General features: G+C 38.2%; 18 protein-coding genes. 16 read left to right on the forward strand and 2 right to left on the reverse strand.

The features are described from left to right. The first annotated feature begins 74 nt into the window (after positions 1 to 74). From dnaX to tsaD, 13 genes are all read left to right on the forward strand, one after another. The gene (gene dnaX / locus FC81_RS01830) at positions 75 to 1,802 is read left to right on the forward strand and encodes a DNA polymerase III subunit gamma/tau (RefSeq protein WP_057742512.1); all 1,728 of its coding nucleotides are present in this window, start codon (positions 75 to 77) and stop codon (positions 1,800 to 1,802) included. 19 nt (positions 1,803 to 1,821) lie between these two features. Further along, positions 1,822 to 2,136 carry a YbaB/EbfC family nucleoid-associated protein gene (locus FC81_RS01835; protein ID WP_057742514.1) on the forward strand — a complete coding sequence of 105 codons (315 nt, stop codon included), beginning with the start codon at positions 1,822 to 1,824 and terminating at the stop codon, positions 2,134 to 2,136. 31 nt (positions 2,137 to 2,167) lie between these two features. Continuing rightward, positions 2,168 to 2,767: a recombination mediator RecR gene (gene recR, locus FC81_RS01840; RefSeq protein ID WP_057742516.1), complete on the forward strand. Its 600-nt coding sequence runs from the start codon at positions 2,168 to 2,170 to the stop codon at positions 2,765 to 2,767. 22 nt (positions 2,768 to 2,789) lie between these two features. Beyond that, positions 2,790 to 3,029: a YaaL family protein gene (locus tag FC81_RS01845; RefSeq protein WP_057742518.1), complete on the forward strand. Its 240-nt coding sequence runs from the start codon at positions 2,790 to 2,792 to the stop codon at positions 3,027 to 3,029. A gap of 228 nt (positions 3,030 to 3,257) precedes the next feature. Next, positions 3,258 to 3,911 (forward strand): dTMP kinase, encoded by a 654-nt coding sequence (tmk, locus tag FC81_RS01850; protein WP_057742520.1) that lies wholly within the window; start codon positions 3,258 to 3,260, stop codon positions 3,909 to 3,911. 14 nt (positions 3,912 to 3,925) lie between these two features. Beyond that, entirely contained in the window at positions 3,926 to 4,255 is a 330-nt protein-coding gene (locus FC81_RS01855; RefSeq protein ID WP_057742521.1) for a cyclic-di-AMP receptor, read from the forward strand. 11 nt (positions 4,256 to 4,266) lie between these two features. After that, the gene (holB, locus tag FC81_RS01860; protein ID WP_057742523.1) at positions 4,267 to 5,259 is read left to right on the forward strand and encodes a DNA polymerase III subunit delta'; all 993 of its coding nucleotides are present in this window, start codon (positions 4,267 to 4,269) and stop codon (positions 5,257 to 5,259) included. Positions 5,260 to 5,273: 14 nt separating this feature from the next. Continuing rightward, complete coding sequence (locus FC81_RS01865) at positions 5,274 to 5,612, forward strand: DNA replication initiation control protein YabA (protein ID WP_057742524.1); 339 nt, start codon at positions 5,274 to 5,276, stop codon at positions 5,610 to 5,612. Then, on the forward strand, positions 5,612 to 6,502 hold the full coding sequence (gene rsmI, locus FC81_RS01870; RefSeq protein WP_057742526.1) for a 16S rRNA (cytidine(1402)-2'-O)-methyltransferase: 891 nt from the start codon (positions 5,612 to 5,614) through the stop codon (positions 6,500 to 6,502). The genes FC81_RS01865 and rsmI overlap by 1 nt, the downstream gene beginning before the upstream one ends. A 22-nt stretch (positions 6,503 to 6,524) precedes the next feature. Continuing rightward, positions 6,525 to 7,268 carry an acyl-[acyl-carrier-protein] thioesterase gene (locus FC81_RS01875; RefSeq protein ID WP_057742527.1) on the forward strand — a complete coding sequence of 248 codons (744 nt, stop codon included), beginning with the start codon at positions 6,525 to 6,527 and terminating at the stop codon, positions 7,266 to 7,268. Between the two features lie 240 nt (positions 7,269 to 7,508). Further along, complete coding sequence (gene tsaB, locus FC81_RS01880; RefSeq protein ID WP_057742529.1) at positions 7,509 to 8,231, forward strand: tRNA (adenosine(37)-N6)-threonylcarbamoyltransferase complex dimerization subunit type 1 TsaB; 723 nt, start codon at positions 7,509 to 7,511, stop codon at positions 8,229 to 8,231. Next, a complete protein-coding gene (rimI, locus tag FC81_RS01885; RefSeq protein WP_057742530.1) occupies positions 8,206 to 8,787 on the forward strand; it encodes a ribosomal protein S18-alanine N-acetyltransferase in 582 nt (193 codons plus the stop codon). The genes tsaB and rimI overlap by 26 nt, the downstream gene beginning before the upstream one ends. A gap of 2 nt (positions 8,788 to 8,789) precedes the next feature. Then, positions 8,790 to 9,815: a tRNA (adenosine(37)-N6)-threonylcarbamoyltransferase complex transferase subunit TsaD gene (gene tsaD / locus FC81_RS01890; protein WP_057742532.1), complete on the forward strand. Its 1,026-nt coding sequence runs from the start codon at positions 8,790 to 8,792 to the stop codon at positions 9,813 to 9,815. Positions 9,816 to 9,974: 159 nt separating this feature from the next. On the opposite strand, the gene FC81_RS01895 is transcribed toward tsaD, so the two are convergent. Beyond that, a complete protein-coding gene (locus tag FC81_RS01895) occupies positions 9,975 to 11,921 on the reverse strand; it encodes an ABC-F family ATP-binding cassette domain-containing protein (RefSeq protein ID WP_057742533.1) in 1,947 nt (648 codons plus the stop codon). Positions 11,922 to 12,150: 229 nt separating this feature from the next. Here FC81_RS01895 and FC81_RS01900 point away from each other — a divergent pair, with 229 nt between their 5' ends. Further along, positions 12,151 to 12,804, forward strand: a complete 654-nt coding sequence (locus FC81_RS01900) for a redox-sensing transcriptional repressor Rex (RefSeq protein WP_057742535.1) — start codon at positions 12,151 to 12,153, stop codon at positions 12,802 to 12,804. Positions 12,805 to 13,073: 269 nt separating this feature from the next. Here FC81_RS01900 and FC81_RS01905 read toward each other — a convergent pair whose 3' ends face one another. Then, entirely contained in the window at positions 13,074 to 13,706 is a 633-nt protein-coding gene (locus tag FC81_RS01905) for a CPBP family intramembrane glutamic endopeptidase (RefSeq protein WP_057742536.1), read from the reverse strand. A 190-nt stretch (positions 13,707 to 13,896) separates the two neighbouring features. Between FC81_RS01905 and groES the strand changes: the two genes are divergently transcribed. Both groES and groL read left to right on the forward strand, forming a co-directional pair. After that, positions 13,897 to 14,181 carry a co-chaperone GroES gene (gene groES, locus FC81_RS01910; RefSeq protein ID WP_057742538.1) on the forward strand — a complete coding sequence of 95 codons (285 nt, stop codon included), beginning with the start codon at positions 13,897 to 13,899 and terminating at the stop codon, positions 14,179 to 14,181. Between the two features lie 71 nt (positions 14,182 to 14,252). Further along, the gene (groL, locus tag FC81_RS01915; protein WP_057742540.1) at positions 14,253 to 15,884 is read left to right on the forward strand and encodes a chaperonin GroEL; all 1,632 of its coding nucleotides are present in this window, start codon (positions 14,253 to 14,255) and stop codon (positions 15,882 to 15,884) included. The last annotated feature ends 105 nt before the right edge of the window (positions 15,885 to 15,989 follow it).

Genomic DNA, 15,989 nt, shown 5'->3' on the forward strand with positions numbered 1-15,989 from the left:
TCGGGAGATTTTTTTTAATTAATGCCAACTATTTAATAGTATCAAGCAAATTTTTACGAAAAGAGGAGTAAAGAATGGGGTATCAAGCATTATATCGTGTTTGGAGACCACAAAGATTCGAGGATCTTATTGGTCAGAAGATGATTACACAAACATTAAAAAATGCAATTTCTACTGGTCAGACCAGTCACGCCTATCTCTTTACCGGACCGCGCGGAACTGGAAAGACTTCTGCGGCAAAAATATTTGCTAAGGCACTTAATTGTCATCACCAAAAAAATGGTGAACCATGTAACGAGTGTGATATTTGCCGTGCGATAACTGAAGGACGCCTAAACGATGTTATTGAGATTGATGCCGCTTCAAATAATAGTGTTGACGAGGTTCGGGATATTCGGGATAAAGTAAAATATGCACCAACACAGGCTGATTATAAGGTTTATATTATTGATGAAGTGCATATGCTCTCAGCGGGAGCTTTTAATGCATTGTTAAAAACACTTGAAGAGCCACCAGCAAACGTTGTTTTTATCTTAGCAACAACAGAACCGCACAAGATACCTGCAACTATTATTTCACGGACACAGCGTTTTGATTTTCGGAGAATAGATATACAAGATATCTATACACGGATGGCTTATATTTTAGAACAAGATAAGTTAACATATGAAAAAGAAGCATTGAAGGTAATTGCCAAAGCCGCAGCTGGCGGAATGCGGGATGCCTTAAGTATCTTAGATCAAGTTATCTCTTTTGGTGGACACAAAGTGACGCTGCAAAATGCATTATTGGTAACTGGTAGTGTTACTCATGAAAAATTACAAAAGTATTTACAAGAGATTTTTGCGCATCAGACTGCACAAGCTTTGCAAGAGTTGCAATTGATATTAGATGAAGGTAAGAATGCCAATCGTTTTATCGAGGACATTATTGATTATTATCGGACTCTGTTGCTTTTTAAAACAGCACCTGAGATCTTACAATCAGATGAAGATGTAAGTGAAAGCGCAGATTTTAAAAAGATGGCAGCAGAGTCGGATGCTCAATTACTGTACAGGGCAATCGATATCTTAAATGAGCAGCAGCAAAGTATGCGCTTTTCAACGCATACTGATGTCTACCTTGAGGTCTTGACGGTTAAATTAGCACAGCTTAAAGTAAATGATGCGGATGAATCAGTAGCTGCAACAACTGTTGCCAAGCTACAAGAGCAACTTCAGGGTTTGACGCAGCAAGTTAGAGAATTAAAGAAACAGGGTTCGATGGTGTCTAACACTAACATGGCACGAGCAACCTCGTCTGGTACGAAGGCTGTAGCTAAGAAGGGATCAGGTTATAAGAGCCCTAAGGTTGAACTAGAAAAAGTTTATCCCATTTTGGCTAATGCAACACGTGATAGTTTGGTACAATTAAAGGGTATTTGGGGAGACTTAATGGCGATGCTTTCTGTAACGCAGCGTGCGATTATGAATATCACACAACCAGTTGCAGCTAGCAACAGCGGAGTTATTGTAAGTTTTAAGTATGATTTTTTGTGCGAAAAAGCAATGGCGGATGAGGAGTTATTACAGGCACTAACTAGTGGCTTAGAACGCTTAGTAGGTGATAAAATGACATTAGTCTTTATCACGCAGACGCAGTGGCCTAAACTAAGGCAGAAATATTTAGTAGAACACAAAGAAGAACTGGAAAATAATAATAATGCTGCAAAAGCTGAGGCAGTTGAACCACCTAAGGATGAGGTAGTAGACCAGGCCAAAAAAATATTTGGTGAAGAAATTGTTGAAGTAAAAGAAGATTAAATGAAGGGATGTTGTTATTATGATGCGTGGAATGGGAAATATGCAAGGCATGATGAAACAAATGCAGAAGATGCAGAAAAATATGAAAGTTGATCAAGAAAAACTTGATCAAACAATTTTTACGGGGAAGTCAGCAGATGATGCTGTAGTTGTAAAGTTCACAGGTAAGCGTGAGATGAAGGATATTGTTATCAGTCCTGAGGCGATTGATCCAGATGATGTAGATATGCTACAGGATCTTGTTATTATGGCTGTCAACGATGCAATGCAAAAAGTTGAAGAAGAGACACAAAAAACGATGGGAAAATATACCCGTAATGTACCAGGGTTTTAATTAGAACTTAAGTGAGAGAGGAACCTTAAAGATGCAGTATCCAGAACCAATTGCAAAACTGATTGATGGTTATATGAAATTACCTGGAATTGGTGAAAAGACGGCTGTGCGCTTAGCTTTCTATACGATCAGTATGGACACTGATGATGTTAATGAATTTTCTCAGGCACTTGTGGCAGCTAAGAAAAACCTTCATTACTGTAGTATTTGCGGTAATATTACTGAAAGTGATCCTTGTGTTATCTGTGCTGATAAAGGTCGCGATCGTACTAAGGTAATAGTTGTAGAACAATCTAAAGATGTAATGTCATTAGAGAAAATGCGTGAATATCATGGGTTGTACCACGTTTTACATGGTGTCTTGTCACCGATGGAAGGACGTGGACCAGAGGATATTAATATTGCCAGTTTAGTGAAACGACTGCAAAAAAACCCTGATTTAACAGAGGTTATTATTGCTACAAACGCCACGCCTGAAGGTGAGGCAACGGCAATGTATATTTCACGGTTAATTAAACCAGCTAACATCAAGGTAACACGCTTAGCACACGGGTTAGCTGTAGGCAGCGATATTGAATATGCTGATGAGATGACGCTCTACAAAGCGATCGAAGGCCGTCAGGAGATTTAAACTTGAGGAGGCGCTGACAAAATTGTTTGGTCGAAATAAAGAGAAACTTAGGACAATTTACGATAGCTTTTTGTTAGAAACGATTGATAGTGCGGCAGCTGATTGGGAGAGTGCTAAACAGACCCAGCAAGCTGTGCGGGAAGTTGACGATGAACTAGTTGCTCAAACTGAACTAGCAGGCGCCAAGTATGCGTTCCTTTATTTGGAAGCTCGTAGAAGAAAAGTTAAGGGACACATCCAAGCATCGATCATTGAGCATTGATTGTATGACGAATCAGTAATTTTTTATTACCACTATGATATATTAAGAAATGCAAGGCTGGTTGCGAAACGGATGTTTTGCTGATCGGCCTTGTATTTTTGTAATGGATAAAGTACATGTGATATACGGAATCAGCAAGAAACTCGGGGTCAAAAAAGAACTTTTGACCTAGCGACTGGCGTTAATAAAGTAAAATATACTATAATAAGACTAGTGAGGTTATCTAACGTGAGAGGAAAGTTTGTGACATTCGAGGGGCCAGATGGATCTGGGAAGACAAGTGTATTGAAAGCAATTACCGCTTATCTTGAACAGACGCAAGCAGATTATTTAGAGACACGTGAACCGGGCGGTAATCGAATTGCTGAAGCAATTCGAAAAATCATCTTAGACAAAGAACTAACGGAGATGGATGCACGTACTGAGGCTTTGTTGTACGCAGCTGCAAGACGCCAGCACCTAGTTGAGACTGTTTTTCCAGCTCTAAAAGCAGGTAAATTAGTGTTAAGTGACCGTTACGTCGATAGTTCAATCGTTTATCAAGGTGTAGGACGTCATATAGGAGAAGATGCCGTTGCACAAATGAATGTTTTCGCAACGGGAGGATTGATTCCAGATCTGACGTTGTACTTTGATGTTGCTCCTGCAGTAGGTTTGCAACGGATAAAAAAGTACCGTACCAACGATGAGGTAGACCGTTTAGATACAGAACCATTAGCTTTTCACGAGAGTGTTCATCAAGCATATATCAAGTTAGCTCAGCGAGAAAAAGAACGAATTATAACGATTAATGCCAATCAACCTCTAGAGAATGTAGTTCGAGAAGCTCTTACTCAGTTAGGCAATAAACTACCGGCTTTCTTTACTAAAGATGGTTTCTAAATGGAGGAATAAAAATGAAAATGATTATTGCGATTATTCAGGATAAGGATAGTAATCGGCTTAGTAATTTATTTATTGAAGCTAATATTCGTGCAACGAAGCTTTCGACAACAGGCGGTTTTTTAAAATCAGGTAACACAACTTATATGATCGGGATCGAGGATGAACGTGTGGACGAAGTCTTAGAAGCAATAAAACACGCTTCACGCACAAGACAGCAATTTATGACCCCACCAGTTAACTTAGATGCGACGATGGATTCTACAGCATCTTACCCTGTTGAAGTTCAAGTTGGTGGAGCGACGGTTTTTGTATTACCGATCGACTCTTTTCTACAATTTTAGGATGGTTTAGAATGAAGCAAGGAACAGCAGTTACATTACAACCTAAATTAACGCAGCACTTTGCTGACTTAATTACAAGTAAGCGTCTGGCACATGCCTATATTTTTGCAGGACCACAAGGAGTTGGCAAAAAGGAACTGGCTATCTGGATCGCGCAGGGAATATATTGTCCTAAGCAGCAAGCGGGCGTTCCCTGCCTTGAGTGTTCTGAATGTAAAAGAATTGCGGATGGAAACCAGCCGGATGTTGTTTTTATAGCTCCAGAAGGTCTTTCGATTAAGGTTAGTCAAATTCGTTTTTTAAAAGAAGAGTTCAGTAAAAGCGGAGTTGAGAGTAATCGTAAATTCTTTATCATTCAGGATGCAGAGAAAATGACAACAGGGGCTGCCAATAGTTTACTGAAATTTTTAGAAGAGCCTAGTGGTCAAGTAACAGCGATACTTTTAACAACAGCCGTTAATCGATTACTTCCAACGATTATTTCAAGATGTCAATTAATTGACCTTCCTGCCTTGACGAGCACTCAAATGGTTACACGGCTTGAAGAAAAAGGACTCTCCAAAGAGAAGGCTTTAATTTTAGGAAGAATAACGGATAGTACAGCCTTAGCAGAGTCTTTAGCCCAAGATACTAATTTTGAACAGCTTTGTAAGAATATTTGTCAGTGGTACCTCCAGATTATGCATAATGATTGGCGTTGCTTTGCAGATGTTCAGGCGAAACTTCTAACACTGCTTTCAAGTAAAAAAGATGAACAGTTATTGTTAGATCTGCTAGTTCTTCTGACTAAGGATTTGTTGTTGCTGCGTTACTCACAGCGTAAGATTTCATTTGCAGCTTTTAATCAGGATTTTACGAAAGCACTGCAACTATTCTCGACCCAGGAAATTCTTAAAGCAGCTGAGCTGGTGTTGGGGATAAGGAAAAGGCTAGCGGTAAATGTATCATTTCAAAATGTTCTCGAGGCACTGACTCTAGAATTATGTCAGTGTTATCATGAATAAACGAAGGTGATTTTTTGAATAAACGCGAGTTATACGATAGTTTTGCAGACATGGGAACAGAAACTAAGAAAATACTTGATAAGATTGAAAAAGTGAAAACAGAAATGATGCGTGTCATTGAAAAAAATGCAGAACTTGAAATTGAGAATCAGCATTTACGTGAACACCTTGAGGAATTAGAGACACAAAAGCAAAGTGATGGACAGGGTCTATCTAAGTCAAGAAAGAATTTAGAGATGCTCTATGAAGAAGGTTTCCATGTATGTAATGTTGATAATATGTACGGAACAAGACGGATTAATGATGAACCATGTGTTTTCTGTCAAGATGTTATCTACGGGGAGAGACGATAATGACTATCAAAGCTATGAGCAGTTTTCATCATTCGGGAACTAAAGGTTCACTCTACCTAGTTCCGACACCAATCGGCAATCTCGCTGACATAACGTTGCGTGCGCTTGAAATTCTTAAAACAGTTGATTTAATTGCCGCAGAAGATACACGTAATACACAAAAATTACTGAACCATTTTGAGATAAAGACACCACAGATTAGTTTTCATGAACATAATACAAAAGAAAGAATTCCGATACTTATCAATAAACTCAACAATGGTCACTCCATAGCCCAGGTGAGTGATGCTGGGATGCCCTCGATTAGTGATCCAGGCCATGAATTAGTAGTAGCTTGTATTGCGCAAGATATTGCGGTTGTTCCTTTGCCGGGTGCTAATGCGGGTCTTACAGCTTTGATCGCGGCAGGATTAGTACCACAGCCGTTCACTTTTTACGGTTTTCTTGAACGTAAACAGTCATTAAGAGAAGCAGAACTTGAAAAATTAAAGAAACATGTCGAAACAATGATTTTTTACGAAGCACCGCATCGTTTAAAGAAAACGCTGCAAGCAATAACTAAAGTCTTTGGGGAAAAGCGAAAAATTGTTTTGTGCCGAGAACTTACTAAAAGGTATGAAGAGTTTTTACGCGGTGACTTGGCAGAGGCATTAGAATGGGCTAAGACAGAAGAGGTTCGGGGGGAGTTTTGCTTAATTGTTGAGGGAAATACAACTTTAGAAGATGAGTCTAAAGAGCAGAAATCGAACTTACCTCTTGAAGAACAAGTTAACCAATTACTTTCAAATGAGACTATGCGTGTAAACGATGCAATCAAATTAGTGGCTAAGGAAAATAAACTGAAAAAGCAACTTGTTTATAATGCTTACCATCATATAGATTCGAAATAGTCAATAACCGGGGGATGGCTAGATGTCAGGAAAAAGATATAGCGAAGAGCATAAGGTCCGCTTTTATGAGACAGACTGCACACGCAAGACAACGGTTGGTATGCTAGTAAATATTATGATGCTGGCATCGCAAGACCAGAGCAATGAATTAGGGATAACTGTCAAAAAAGTTAATGATCTAGGTTTAGGCTGGGTTGTTACGCAGCATATCATAACGGTTAAAAGAATGCCGCAAATTTATGAGAAAGTGATGGTTGCAACGGAGGCAGCAAGTTATAATCGCTATTTCTGTTACCGTGATTTTTGGATTAAAAGTGAAGCAGGAGAAGAACTGGCTAAGATGCATACCGTTTTTGTTTTAATGGATCAAAATAAACGCAAAATAGCCCGTGTTTTACCAGAATTAATTGAACCTTATGCATCTGATTACACCAAAAAGATCGAACGCTTACCAGATCCGGGGAAGATAGTTACAACTGCACAAGTAAGAAATAAAAAGTATCAAGTTCGTTTTATGGATATTGATTCTAACCAACATGTCAATAACGCACATTATTTTGATTGGATGATGGATGTGCTGCCAGCCGATTTTTTATTAACTCATTTGTTGACCAAAATGAACATTAAATACAAGCAAGAGGTTCATTATGGTGATGTAGTTGCGAGTGACGCTCAGATTAGTGGTGATGTTAAAACGGTTCACCGCATCAAGACAGATAAAGGGTTATGTTGTACAGCCGAGTGCAGCTGGGTAAAACATAATTAAGAAATAAGGGATTCCAGTTGTACAAATAACAATAGTTGTAAGGATGTAGATTTGAATACCTTTGAAAAGCATGTTAGTTTTAATGAAGATGGGGCCTAGGTAAGACAGATGTCATACTTATGCCTTTTATTTTTTAACCGGAGTAACATTAGAATGTTAGCATTCATTCGCATTATATTTGCCAAATGTGATAGTATTGTTGTTGGAATTTACGATTAAAGAAGTGGAGCGATAAATATAATGAAAGTGTTAGCAATTGATACTTCAAATCAGCCGCTAAGTATTGCCTTGCTTGAAGACCAGCAGCTGTTAGCTACGATGACAACTAACATTCAGAAAAACCATAGCGTAACATTGATGCCGCTAGTGGAAGAACTTTTTGAACGAGCAAACTGGCAGCCGCAAGAACTTGATCGAGTGGTTGTTGCGCAAGGACCAGGATCATATACAGGTTTGCGGATCGGTGTAACTACCGCTAAAATGCTCGCTTATACTTTGAATAAAGAACTGGTTGGAGTTTCAAGTCTGGAAGTACTGGCAGGTGGGTTTCCAGAGACAAATAAATTGGTTGTCCCGTTATTTGATGCACGGCGGGAGAATGTTTTTGCGGGAGCTTATTATATTAAAGCAGGTAAACCTGAGCAAGTAATTGATGATCAGCATATTAGTCTTACGGGGCTTTGTGAACTATTGCAAGCATATCCACAAGTTGTTTTTATGGGAAAGGATTGCTTGCAGTTTAAGGGACAGCTGTTAGACAGGTTCAGTTCAGAGAAGATTTCATTTGCACAAAAGAACTTTGCATATCCGCAAGCTTATATACTTGGTTTGTTGGGAGAAGAAAGGAAACCCGTGAATATCGACCACTTTGTCCCGCGGTATTTGCGTTTGACACAGGCAGAAACACGGTGGCTAAAAAATCATCAGGAGACTAATCATGAACCGTATGTTAAAAAAGTTTAGTATTTTATTAAAATCATTGTGGGCTAAAGAACCACATAAATTTGAGCCTGTCTTTAAAAACCGACATGTTTTAATAAATAAGCAGTCTTTTTTGGTAAGCCGAGCGATAGTCCCTGATATTCCAGAACTACTTAATTTACAAAAGAAAGTTTACCCGGATGATAATTCTTGGAACCTTAGTGTATTTGAAGGGGAAATAAAGAATGAAAATAAGAACTTGTATTTGATAATGCGTTATGACGACCGACTAGTAGCTTTTATTGGAGCAATGTTTGACCAGCGACAAAAAGATGTTCATATTACTAATGTAGCTGTGTTACCAGTATTTCAAAGAAAAGGACTTGGACGATACTTAATGCAGGTCATCATGGATACAGCAGCTGCCGAAGGTTACCAATCACTTAGCTTGGAAGTCCGGTTAAGCAATAAAGCTGCCCAGACTTTATATCAATCATTAGGTTTTACAAGCTATGGCTTGAAAAAAGAATACTATGTGTCCAATCATGAAGATGCTGTTGATATGAGATATGAATTTTCAAGAAAAGGAAAAGATTAAGCATGGAAAAGCAAAGAGAGTTAGTTTTAGCTTTTGAGTCAAGTTGTGATGAGACGAGTGTCGCTATTATTGAGAATGGGCACAAAATTTTAGCTAATATTATTGCAACTCAAATAAATAGCCATAAGCGTTTTGGAGGGGTTGTACCAGAAGTTGCCAGTCGCCACCATATTGAACAAGTTGTGGGCTGTCTTGAAGATGCTTTGAATGAAGCTCAAGTTAGTTATGATGATTTAAATGCGGTGGCAGTTACATATGGGCCTGGACTTGTGGGGGCATTACTTGTAGGGGTTGCGGCAGCTAAAGCCGTGGCTTTTGCGCACAACCTGCCTTTAGTTCCAGTTAACCATATGGCCGGCCATATTTATGCTGCGCGGTTTGTAGAACCAATTATTTTTCCAGCACTAGCATTGTTGGTATCAGGTGGGCATACAGAATTAGTCTATCTTGCCAAGCCGAATAGCTATGAGATAATCGGTGAGACACGCGATGATGCTGCTGGCGAAGCTTATGATAAGGTCGGACGGATACTGGGAATTAATTATCCGGCTGGAAAGGAAATTGATCGGTTAGCACACCAAGGGCAAGATACTTTTAATTTTCCACGTGCAATGATCGATGAGGATAACTTTGATTTTAGTTTTAGTGGTCTTAAAAGTGCGTTTATAAATACTGTTCATCATGCTGATCAACTAGGAAAAGAGTTGAATCATGCAGATTTAGCCGCGAGTTTTCAGCAAAGTGTGGTTGATGTTTTGGCGCATAAGATGGTTAAGGCACTACGAAAATATCCAGTTAAGCAATTGATTTTAGCAGGAGGTGTGGCAGCTAATAGTGGGTTACGTGAACGAATCAAGAGTGAACTTCAGGACTTTGAAGATGTCTCACTATTAATGGCACCGGTCAAGCTTTGCGGTGACAATGCAGCAATGATCGGAGCAGCTGGTTATATTGCGTGGAAGGCGGGAATTAGAGCAGATATGAGTTTGAATGCTGAACCAAGTTTAGAGTTTCCGTTGAAGAAATAATTATGCACCAAATGTATCTAGGTGTAGATCTGAGGTTTATAACATAAAAGTAAAAGCGTATTAAAGCAAATGAATTCTTGCCTTAGTACGCTTTTTTGGGGGGCTAAACTTATGTCATGTACCTGGGTTTTATGCATATTCCATTAAGTACAGAATTTATTAGGATTGTTTTTCTTCTAGTTCCATACTTTTTTCTTCCCAGAGTTGTTCAAACTGTTCAAGCTGTGTGGTACAAGTACTTAATTGTACCTGTAATTGCTGCATTTTAGTCGCATCGGAGAAGGTTTCTGGTAATGACATCTCAGTTTCAAGGGTTACTTTTTTGTGGGTCAACTGTTCAATTTCATTTTCCACCTTAGTAATCTCACGTTTTAACTTGCGGACGCGTTTTTGAGCGGCCTTGCTATCTTTATAATTACTTTTAGCAAGCGAAATAGTTGGTTTAACCCCAACTTCATCTGTGTTTTTAGCTTCATTGGCGATCAACTCCTGTTCTTCCTTTTTATCAAGGTAATAGTCATAGTCACCTAAAAATAACTTGCTGCCATGAGGCGAGAGCTCTAAGACACTAGTGGTAATTTTGTTGATAAAATAGCGATCATGTGAGACGAATAGGACGGTCCCACTGAAGTTAAGAAGAGCATCTTCTAGAACTTCCTTACTGTCAATATCTAGATGGTTGGTAGGTTCATCAAAAATAAGAAAGTTATGTTTATTCATAGCTAATTTAGTCAGTAATAAGCGAGCTTTTTCACCACCAGAAAGATTATGAACCATTTTTTTAACATCATCTCCAGAGAAAAGAAAGCTGCCTAAAATAGACCGAATATCTTTTTCAGGCATAAGAGGGTGATCATCCCAAATCTCGTTTAGAACCGTTTTAGTAGCGTGAATGTTTTTTAGCTCTTGGTCGTAATAGCCAACATCAACATTTGTTCCTAAACGACTGCTACCCTTAATAAAGGGGATCTTTCCCAAGATACTTTTGAGTAAGGTTGACTTGCCGATGCCATTTGGACCAACAATAGCCATAATATTGTGTTTGCGGAGATCAAGATTGATCGGGTTAGAAATAATTGTATTATCATAACCAATGGCGGCATCTTTTACTTCTAGAACGATATTACCGCTCTCTTGATTAACTTTAAATTGAAAGTGCGGTCCTTGTTCTTTTCCCTTGGGTCGCCCAAGCCGTTCAATTTTTTCAAGTTGCTTGCGCTTACTTTGAGCACGTTTAGTTGTAGAAGCTCGAGCTAAGTTACGATTAACGAAATCTTCCATTTTACTGATTTCAGCTTGTTGTTTTTCATAATTTTTCCACTGGAGTCGCAAACGATCGTTTTTTTCATGGATATAATCTGAATAGTTCCCATGATAAGACTGGATTGAATGCTGGGTTAATTCATAAACAGTAGTAGCGATTTTGTCTAAAAAGTAACGATCATGCGATACAAGTAATAATGCGCCGCTGTACGACTGCAGATATCCTTCAAGCCAACTTAATGTTTCAATATCTAGATGGTTAGTCGGTTCATCAAGAATCAAAAGATCACGTTTTTCGAGAAGTAGTTTGGCTAACGCTAAGCGTGTTTTTTGCCCACCAGATAGTGAAGCAATCTTTTTAGAATAATCTTTCTCAAAAAAATGAAAGCCATGTAAAACAGAGCGAATTTCGGATTCATAACCGTAACCATTTTGTTCTTTAAAATTATGTTGTATTTGATCATACTGATCAAGCAAATTAGCGTATTGTTGTTGACTTTTAGTTTCCGCAGCTTCTGCGATAGCTTGTTCTAACTGATGTATCTGCCGTTCAGTTTTTTGTAGTTCTGCAAAAACGGTTAACATTTCTGCATAGATCGTATTATTTGATTCAAGACCAGTATCTTGTGCAAGGTAACCGATTGTAAGGTTTTTCTTTTTTACAATAGTCCCTTCATCAAGTTTTTGCTGATCAATGATCATTTTGATAAGTGTCGACTTTCCTGCACCGTTACGTCCAACGAGGGCGATACGAGCTTTTTCCTGAATAGTAAGATTTACCTTTTTGAAAAGGACATCTGCTCCAAAATAGCGGGCAGCTTGTTGAACTTCAAGTAAAATCATATTTACACTTCCTAATTGAATAACATGTAGTTATAATAAGTTTTTTAAGAATTGAAAGACAAAATAGGTAACTTATTGCATACACACTTTTTTTAGTGTAGCATAACTATGTTGAAAAAGTGGTGTACGACTCTGTTTAGCGAAAGAGATATGATATTTGTTCTCAGGTCTCAGAGTCTATGTTACAATGATAACAAGTTTGACTTTAATTTGGAAAGGAGGAATTATTATGGCAACATCAAAGATACCGCATGCAACTGCCAAAAGATTACCGATTTATTACCGCTATCTTCATTTCCTATCAGATGCCGGTAAGCAACGGATTTCTTCAACAGAACTAGCAGACGCTGTAAAAGTTGATTCAGCAACGATTCGTCGTGATTTTTCATACTTTGGTGCTCTAGGAAAACGCGGCTATGGTTATGACGTTGAAAGTCTACTTGCTTTTTTTAAGAAGACACTTAACCAAGATAAACTAACAAATGTTGCACTTGTCGGTGTAGGTAACTTAGGTCATGCATTATTAAATTATAATTTTCATCAAAGTAATAATGTCCGCATCAGTGCAGCTTTTGATGTCAAGGAAGATATTACCGGGACGATCCAAAGTAGTGTGCCAGTCTATCATATGAATGATATGAAAGAGCAATTATCTGTCCAACAAATCGAAATTGTTATTTTAACTGTTCCTGCAAAAGTTGCACAAGAAGTAACCAACGAAGTGGTTGAAGCTGGAGTTAAGGGAATTCTGAACTTTACACCTTTAAGGATTACAGTACCAGAAAACGTGCGGGTTCAAAATGTCGACTTAACTAACGAATTGCAAACACTGATTTATTTCTTAGATAAGTTTGGCAAACAGGATGAAACTGATCGTGGCTAGCTTTTTTTACATAGCAGGTATGCTATCAACAAGTTTTATCAAGAGAACTATTTTTGGTTGAAGTGAGATACAACGTAAGTCAGTAAAACTAAGTGCTAACTGGAGAGCATGAATATAGCAGATAGTTTGTCCTGATTAGTTTAAAGTTAGACGTAAAATATTGGCGTATAGATTGCATTTAAATTAATAAGAAAACTAGATTTGGATTTAACTTTGTTGACCTTAATGCTAAGCTGCCCTTTATGAAGGCAGCTTTTTTGGTATTTTTATTAAATTAAATTAAGAATAACGATAATTGTGTTCATGAGAATATGAGCTAGCATAGAAGAATGAAGTTTCCCTGTTTTGGAATAAATAAAGCAAAAGGTTAATCCAATGATAGCATAGGTAAAGAAGTGAGCATCTTGGTGTGCAATACTAAAAAGAGTGCTGGAGAGCAGTGCTGCCCCAACTTGTCCTAGCAAACCACTCAGATTACCGAATAAGACCTTGCGAAAAACAAATTCCTCCATGATGGGAGCAGCCAAAACAATATAAAAAATATAGTAAGGATACTGGCTCAGAATAGTTAACGCTGCTGCAGTATTTTGAGATTCGATTGCTTGATTAAGAAAATTAATTTCAATAAAAGAGCTTAGATGTTGAAGGATTAATGCTGCTACAGCTCCGCCAATACCCCAGAGCAAGGTTTTTAGATAAGAACTCTTTTTGGGAGCCAACGAATTAATGAACGGATATTTATGATTAAAGTAAAACATGGCTAACATCCCTAGGAGACTACATATAGTAATAAGTGCATAGTAGATATTATTATCTTTAAAAAAAGTTAAGAAAATGTTGGGCAACAGCATTACTAGAAGATAAGTTAAGGTTAGTGCTAAAGAATTATTTTTTAAACTCATATATATGCTCCAATCGTAAGGGTGAAATTCAATGCACATAGTATAGCACATTTAACAAAGTGAATTAGCACTTAAAGATAAAGAGTGATAAAAAGGTTGCAATTAATTCTGAAATTGATTATAGTAATAACTGTAGTTAGCACTCACAAGCAATGAGTGCTAAAGGATAACAATATTGGAGGGATATAAAGTGCTTAAGCCTTTAGGAGATCGAGTAGTTTTAGAAGTTCAAAAAGAAGAAGAACAAACTGTCGGTGGAATTGTCCTGGCAAGTAACGCGCAAGAAAAACCGCAAACAGGTAAAATTGTAGCAGTTGGTGACGGTCGTGTTCTTGATAGTGGTGAAAAATCAGTTTTATCAGTTAAAGCAGGAGATACTGTCTTATTTGATAAATATGCTGGTACAGAAGTTAAGTATGAGGAAAAAGCGTACTTGGTTGTTCACGAAAAAGATATTGTTGCTATCATAGATTAATAATAAAGTAATAAAGTTCAACGAAGTTTATGAATAACTCGAAAAAGTATTTAATATGGGGTGAATTTTAAATGGCAAAAGAAATCAAATTTTCAGAGGATGCACGTGCAAAGATGCTTGCAGGGGTTGATAAATTAGCAGATACTGTTAAATCAACAATTGGACCAAAAGGAAGAAACGTTGTTCTTGAACAATCTTATGGTTCCCCAACAATTACAAATGATGGTGTTACAATTGCTAAGTCGATTGAGCTTGAAGACCATTTTGAAAATATGGGTGCAAAGTTAGTTTCAGAAGTTGCTTCTAAAACTAATGATATTGCTGGTGATGGAACAACGACAGCGACAGTCTTGGCACAAGCAATCGTCAACGAAGGTATGAAGAACGTTACTGCAGGAGCCAATCCGGTTGGGATCCGTACCGGGATTGAACTTGCTACCAAAAAGGCTGTTGAGGCATTACACGCAATGTCACACAAGGTTGAGTCAAAAAGTGATATTGCTCAAGTTGCTGCTATCTCATCTGCAAATGAAGAAGTTGGTAAGTTGATTGCTGATGCGATGGAAAAGGTTGGTAACGATGGTGTAATTACTATTGAGGAATCCAAGGGAATTGATACTTCACTTGATGTCGTTGAAGGGATGCAGTTTGACCGTGGCTACCTATCACAGTATATGGTAACTGACAATGATAAGATGGAAGCAGATCTTGATAATCCATATATATTAATTACAGATAAGAAGATTTCAAGTATCCAAGAAATCTTGACCTTATTACAGTCGATTGTTGAACAAGGTCGTCCGTTATTGGTTATTGCTGATGACATTGATGGTGAAGCACTGCCAACACTTGTTTTAAATAAAATTCGGGGAACATTTAATGTTGTAGCTGTTAAAGCCCCAGGTTTTGGTGACCGCCGTAAGGAAATGCTGCAAGATATTGCAACCCTCACTGGTGCAACTGTTATTACTGATGATCTTGGCTTACAACTTAAAGATACTAAGATTGAACAATTAGGTTCAGCTGGTAAGGTTACAGTTACAAAGGATAAGACAACAATCGTTGAAGGTGCTGGTGATAAGGCCTTGATCGCTGAACGAGTAGATACAATTAAGAAGCAAATTAGCGAGACAACATCTGATTTTGATCGTGAAAAGTTACAAGAAAGATTAGCTAAACTTGCCGGTGGTGTAGCAGTGGTTAAAGTTGGTGCTGCAACTGAAACGGAACTTAAAGAACGTAAGTATCGGATCGAAGATGCTTTAAATGCGACACGTGCCGCCGTTGAAGAAGGTTTCGTTCCTGGTGGTGGAACAGCCTTAATCGATGTTATTGATCAGGTAGCTGAAATTAAAGCCGATGGTGATGTTCAAACAGGTGTTAACATTGTTCGTCGTGCCTTAGAAGAACCAGTACGTCAAATTGCTGAAAATGCTGGTCTTGAAGGTTCAGTAATCGTTGAAAAATTAAAGGACCAAAAAGAAGGCGTGGGTTATAACGCTTCTACAAATGAGTGGGTTGATATGGTTGAAGCTGGGATCGTTGATCCTACAAAAGTAACACGTTCAGCTTTACAAAATGCTGCTAGTGTATCAGCCTTATTATTAACAACAGAAGCTGTTGTTGCTGATAAGCCAGCACCAGAATCTGCAGCTCCAGCTGCTCCAGCAGCACCAGGTGCCGGTATGGGCGGTATGATGTAAGTTTAAATTTTCTTAGAAAGACGGGAAAATAAAAAAGTTCTTTATTATTCCAACTAAATGGTAACTCCGCTTTCTAGGCGGTACGGAGTCGATATTTGATCGACG

Origin of the sequence: Liquorilactobacillus capillatus DSM 19910 (assembly GCF_001434915.1) — a bacterium.
In the GTDB taxonomy this organism is placed as follows: Bacteria; Bacillota; Bacilli; order Lactobacillales; family Lactobacillaceae; genus Liquorilactobacillus; species Liquorilactobacillus capillatus.

Bases quoted from the DNA above. Each gene is read 5' to 3' on its own strand.
- FC81_RS01875 (WP_057742527.1), top strand. From the start codon at position 6,525: ATGTCAGGAAAAAGATATAGCGAAGAGCATAAGGTCCGCTTTTATGAG.
- rimI (WP_057742530.1), top strand. From the start codon at position 8,206: ATGAACCGTATGTTAAAAAAGTTTAGTATTTTATTAAAATCATTGTGG.
- tsaD (WP_057742532.1), top strand. From the start codon at position 8,790: ATGGAAAAGCAAAGAGAGTTAGTTTTAGCTTTTGAGTCAAGTTGTGAT.
- recR (WP_057742516.1), top strand. From the start codon at position 2,168: ATGCAGTATCCAGAACCAATTGCAAAACTGATTGATGGTTATATGAAA.
- groL (WP_057742540.1), top strand. From the start codon at position 14,253: ATGGCAAAAGAAATCAAATTTTCAGAGGATGCACGTGCAAAGATGCTT.
- holB (WP_057742523.1), top strand. From the start codon at position 4,267: ATGAAGCAAGGAACAGCAGTTACATTACAACCTAAATTAACGCAGCAC.
- rsmI (WP_057742526.1), top strand. From the start codon at position 5,612: ATGACTATCAAAGCTATGAGCAGTTTTCATCATTCGGGAACTAAAGGT.
- FC81_RS01835 (WP_057742514.1), top strand. From the start codon at position 1,822: ATGATGCGTGGAATGGGAAATATGCAAGGCATGATGAAACAAATGCAG.
- tsaB (WP_057742529.1), top strand. From the start codon at position 7,509: ATGAAAGTGTTAGCAATTGATACTTCAAATCAGCCGCTAAGTATTGCC.
- dnaX (WP_057742512.1), top strand. From the start codon at position 75: ATGGGGTATCAAGCATTATATCGTGTTTGGAGACCACAAAGATTCGAG.
- FC81_RS01900 (WP_057742535.1), top strand. From the start codon at position 12,151: ATGGCAACATCAAAGATACCGCATGCAACTGCCAAAAGATTACCGATT.
- FC81_RS01895 (WP_057742533.1), bottom strand. From the start codon at position 11,921: ATGATTTTACTTGAAGTTCAACAAGCTGCCCGCTATTTTGGAGCAGAT.
- FC81_RS01855 (WP_057742521.1), top strand. From the start codon at position 3,926: ATGAAAATGATTATTGCGATTATTCAGGATAAGGATAGTAATCGGCTT.
- FC81_RS01905 (WP_057742536.1), bottom strand. From the start codon at position 13,706: ATGAGTTTAAAAAATAATTCTTTAGCACTAACCTTAACTTATCTTCTA.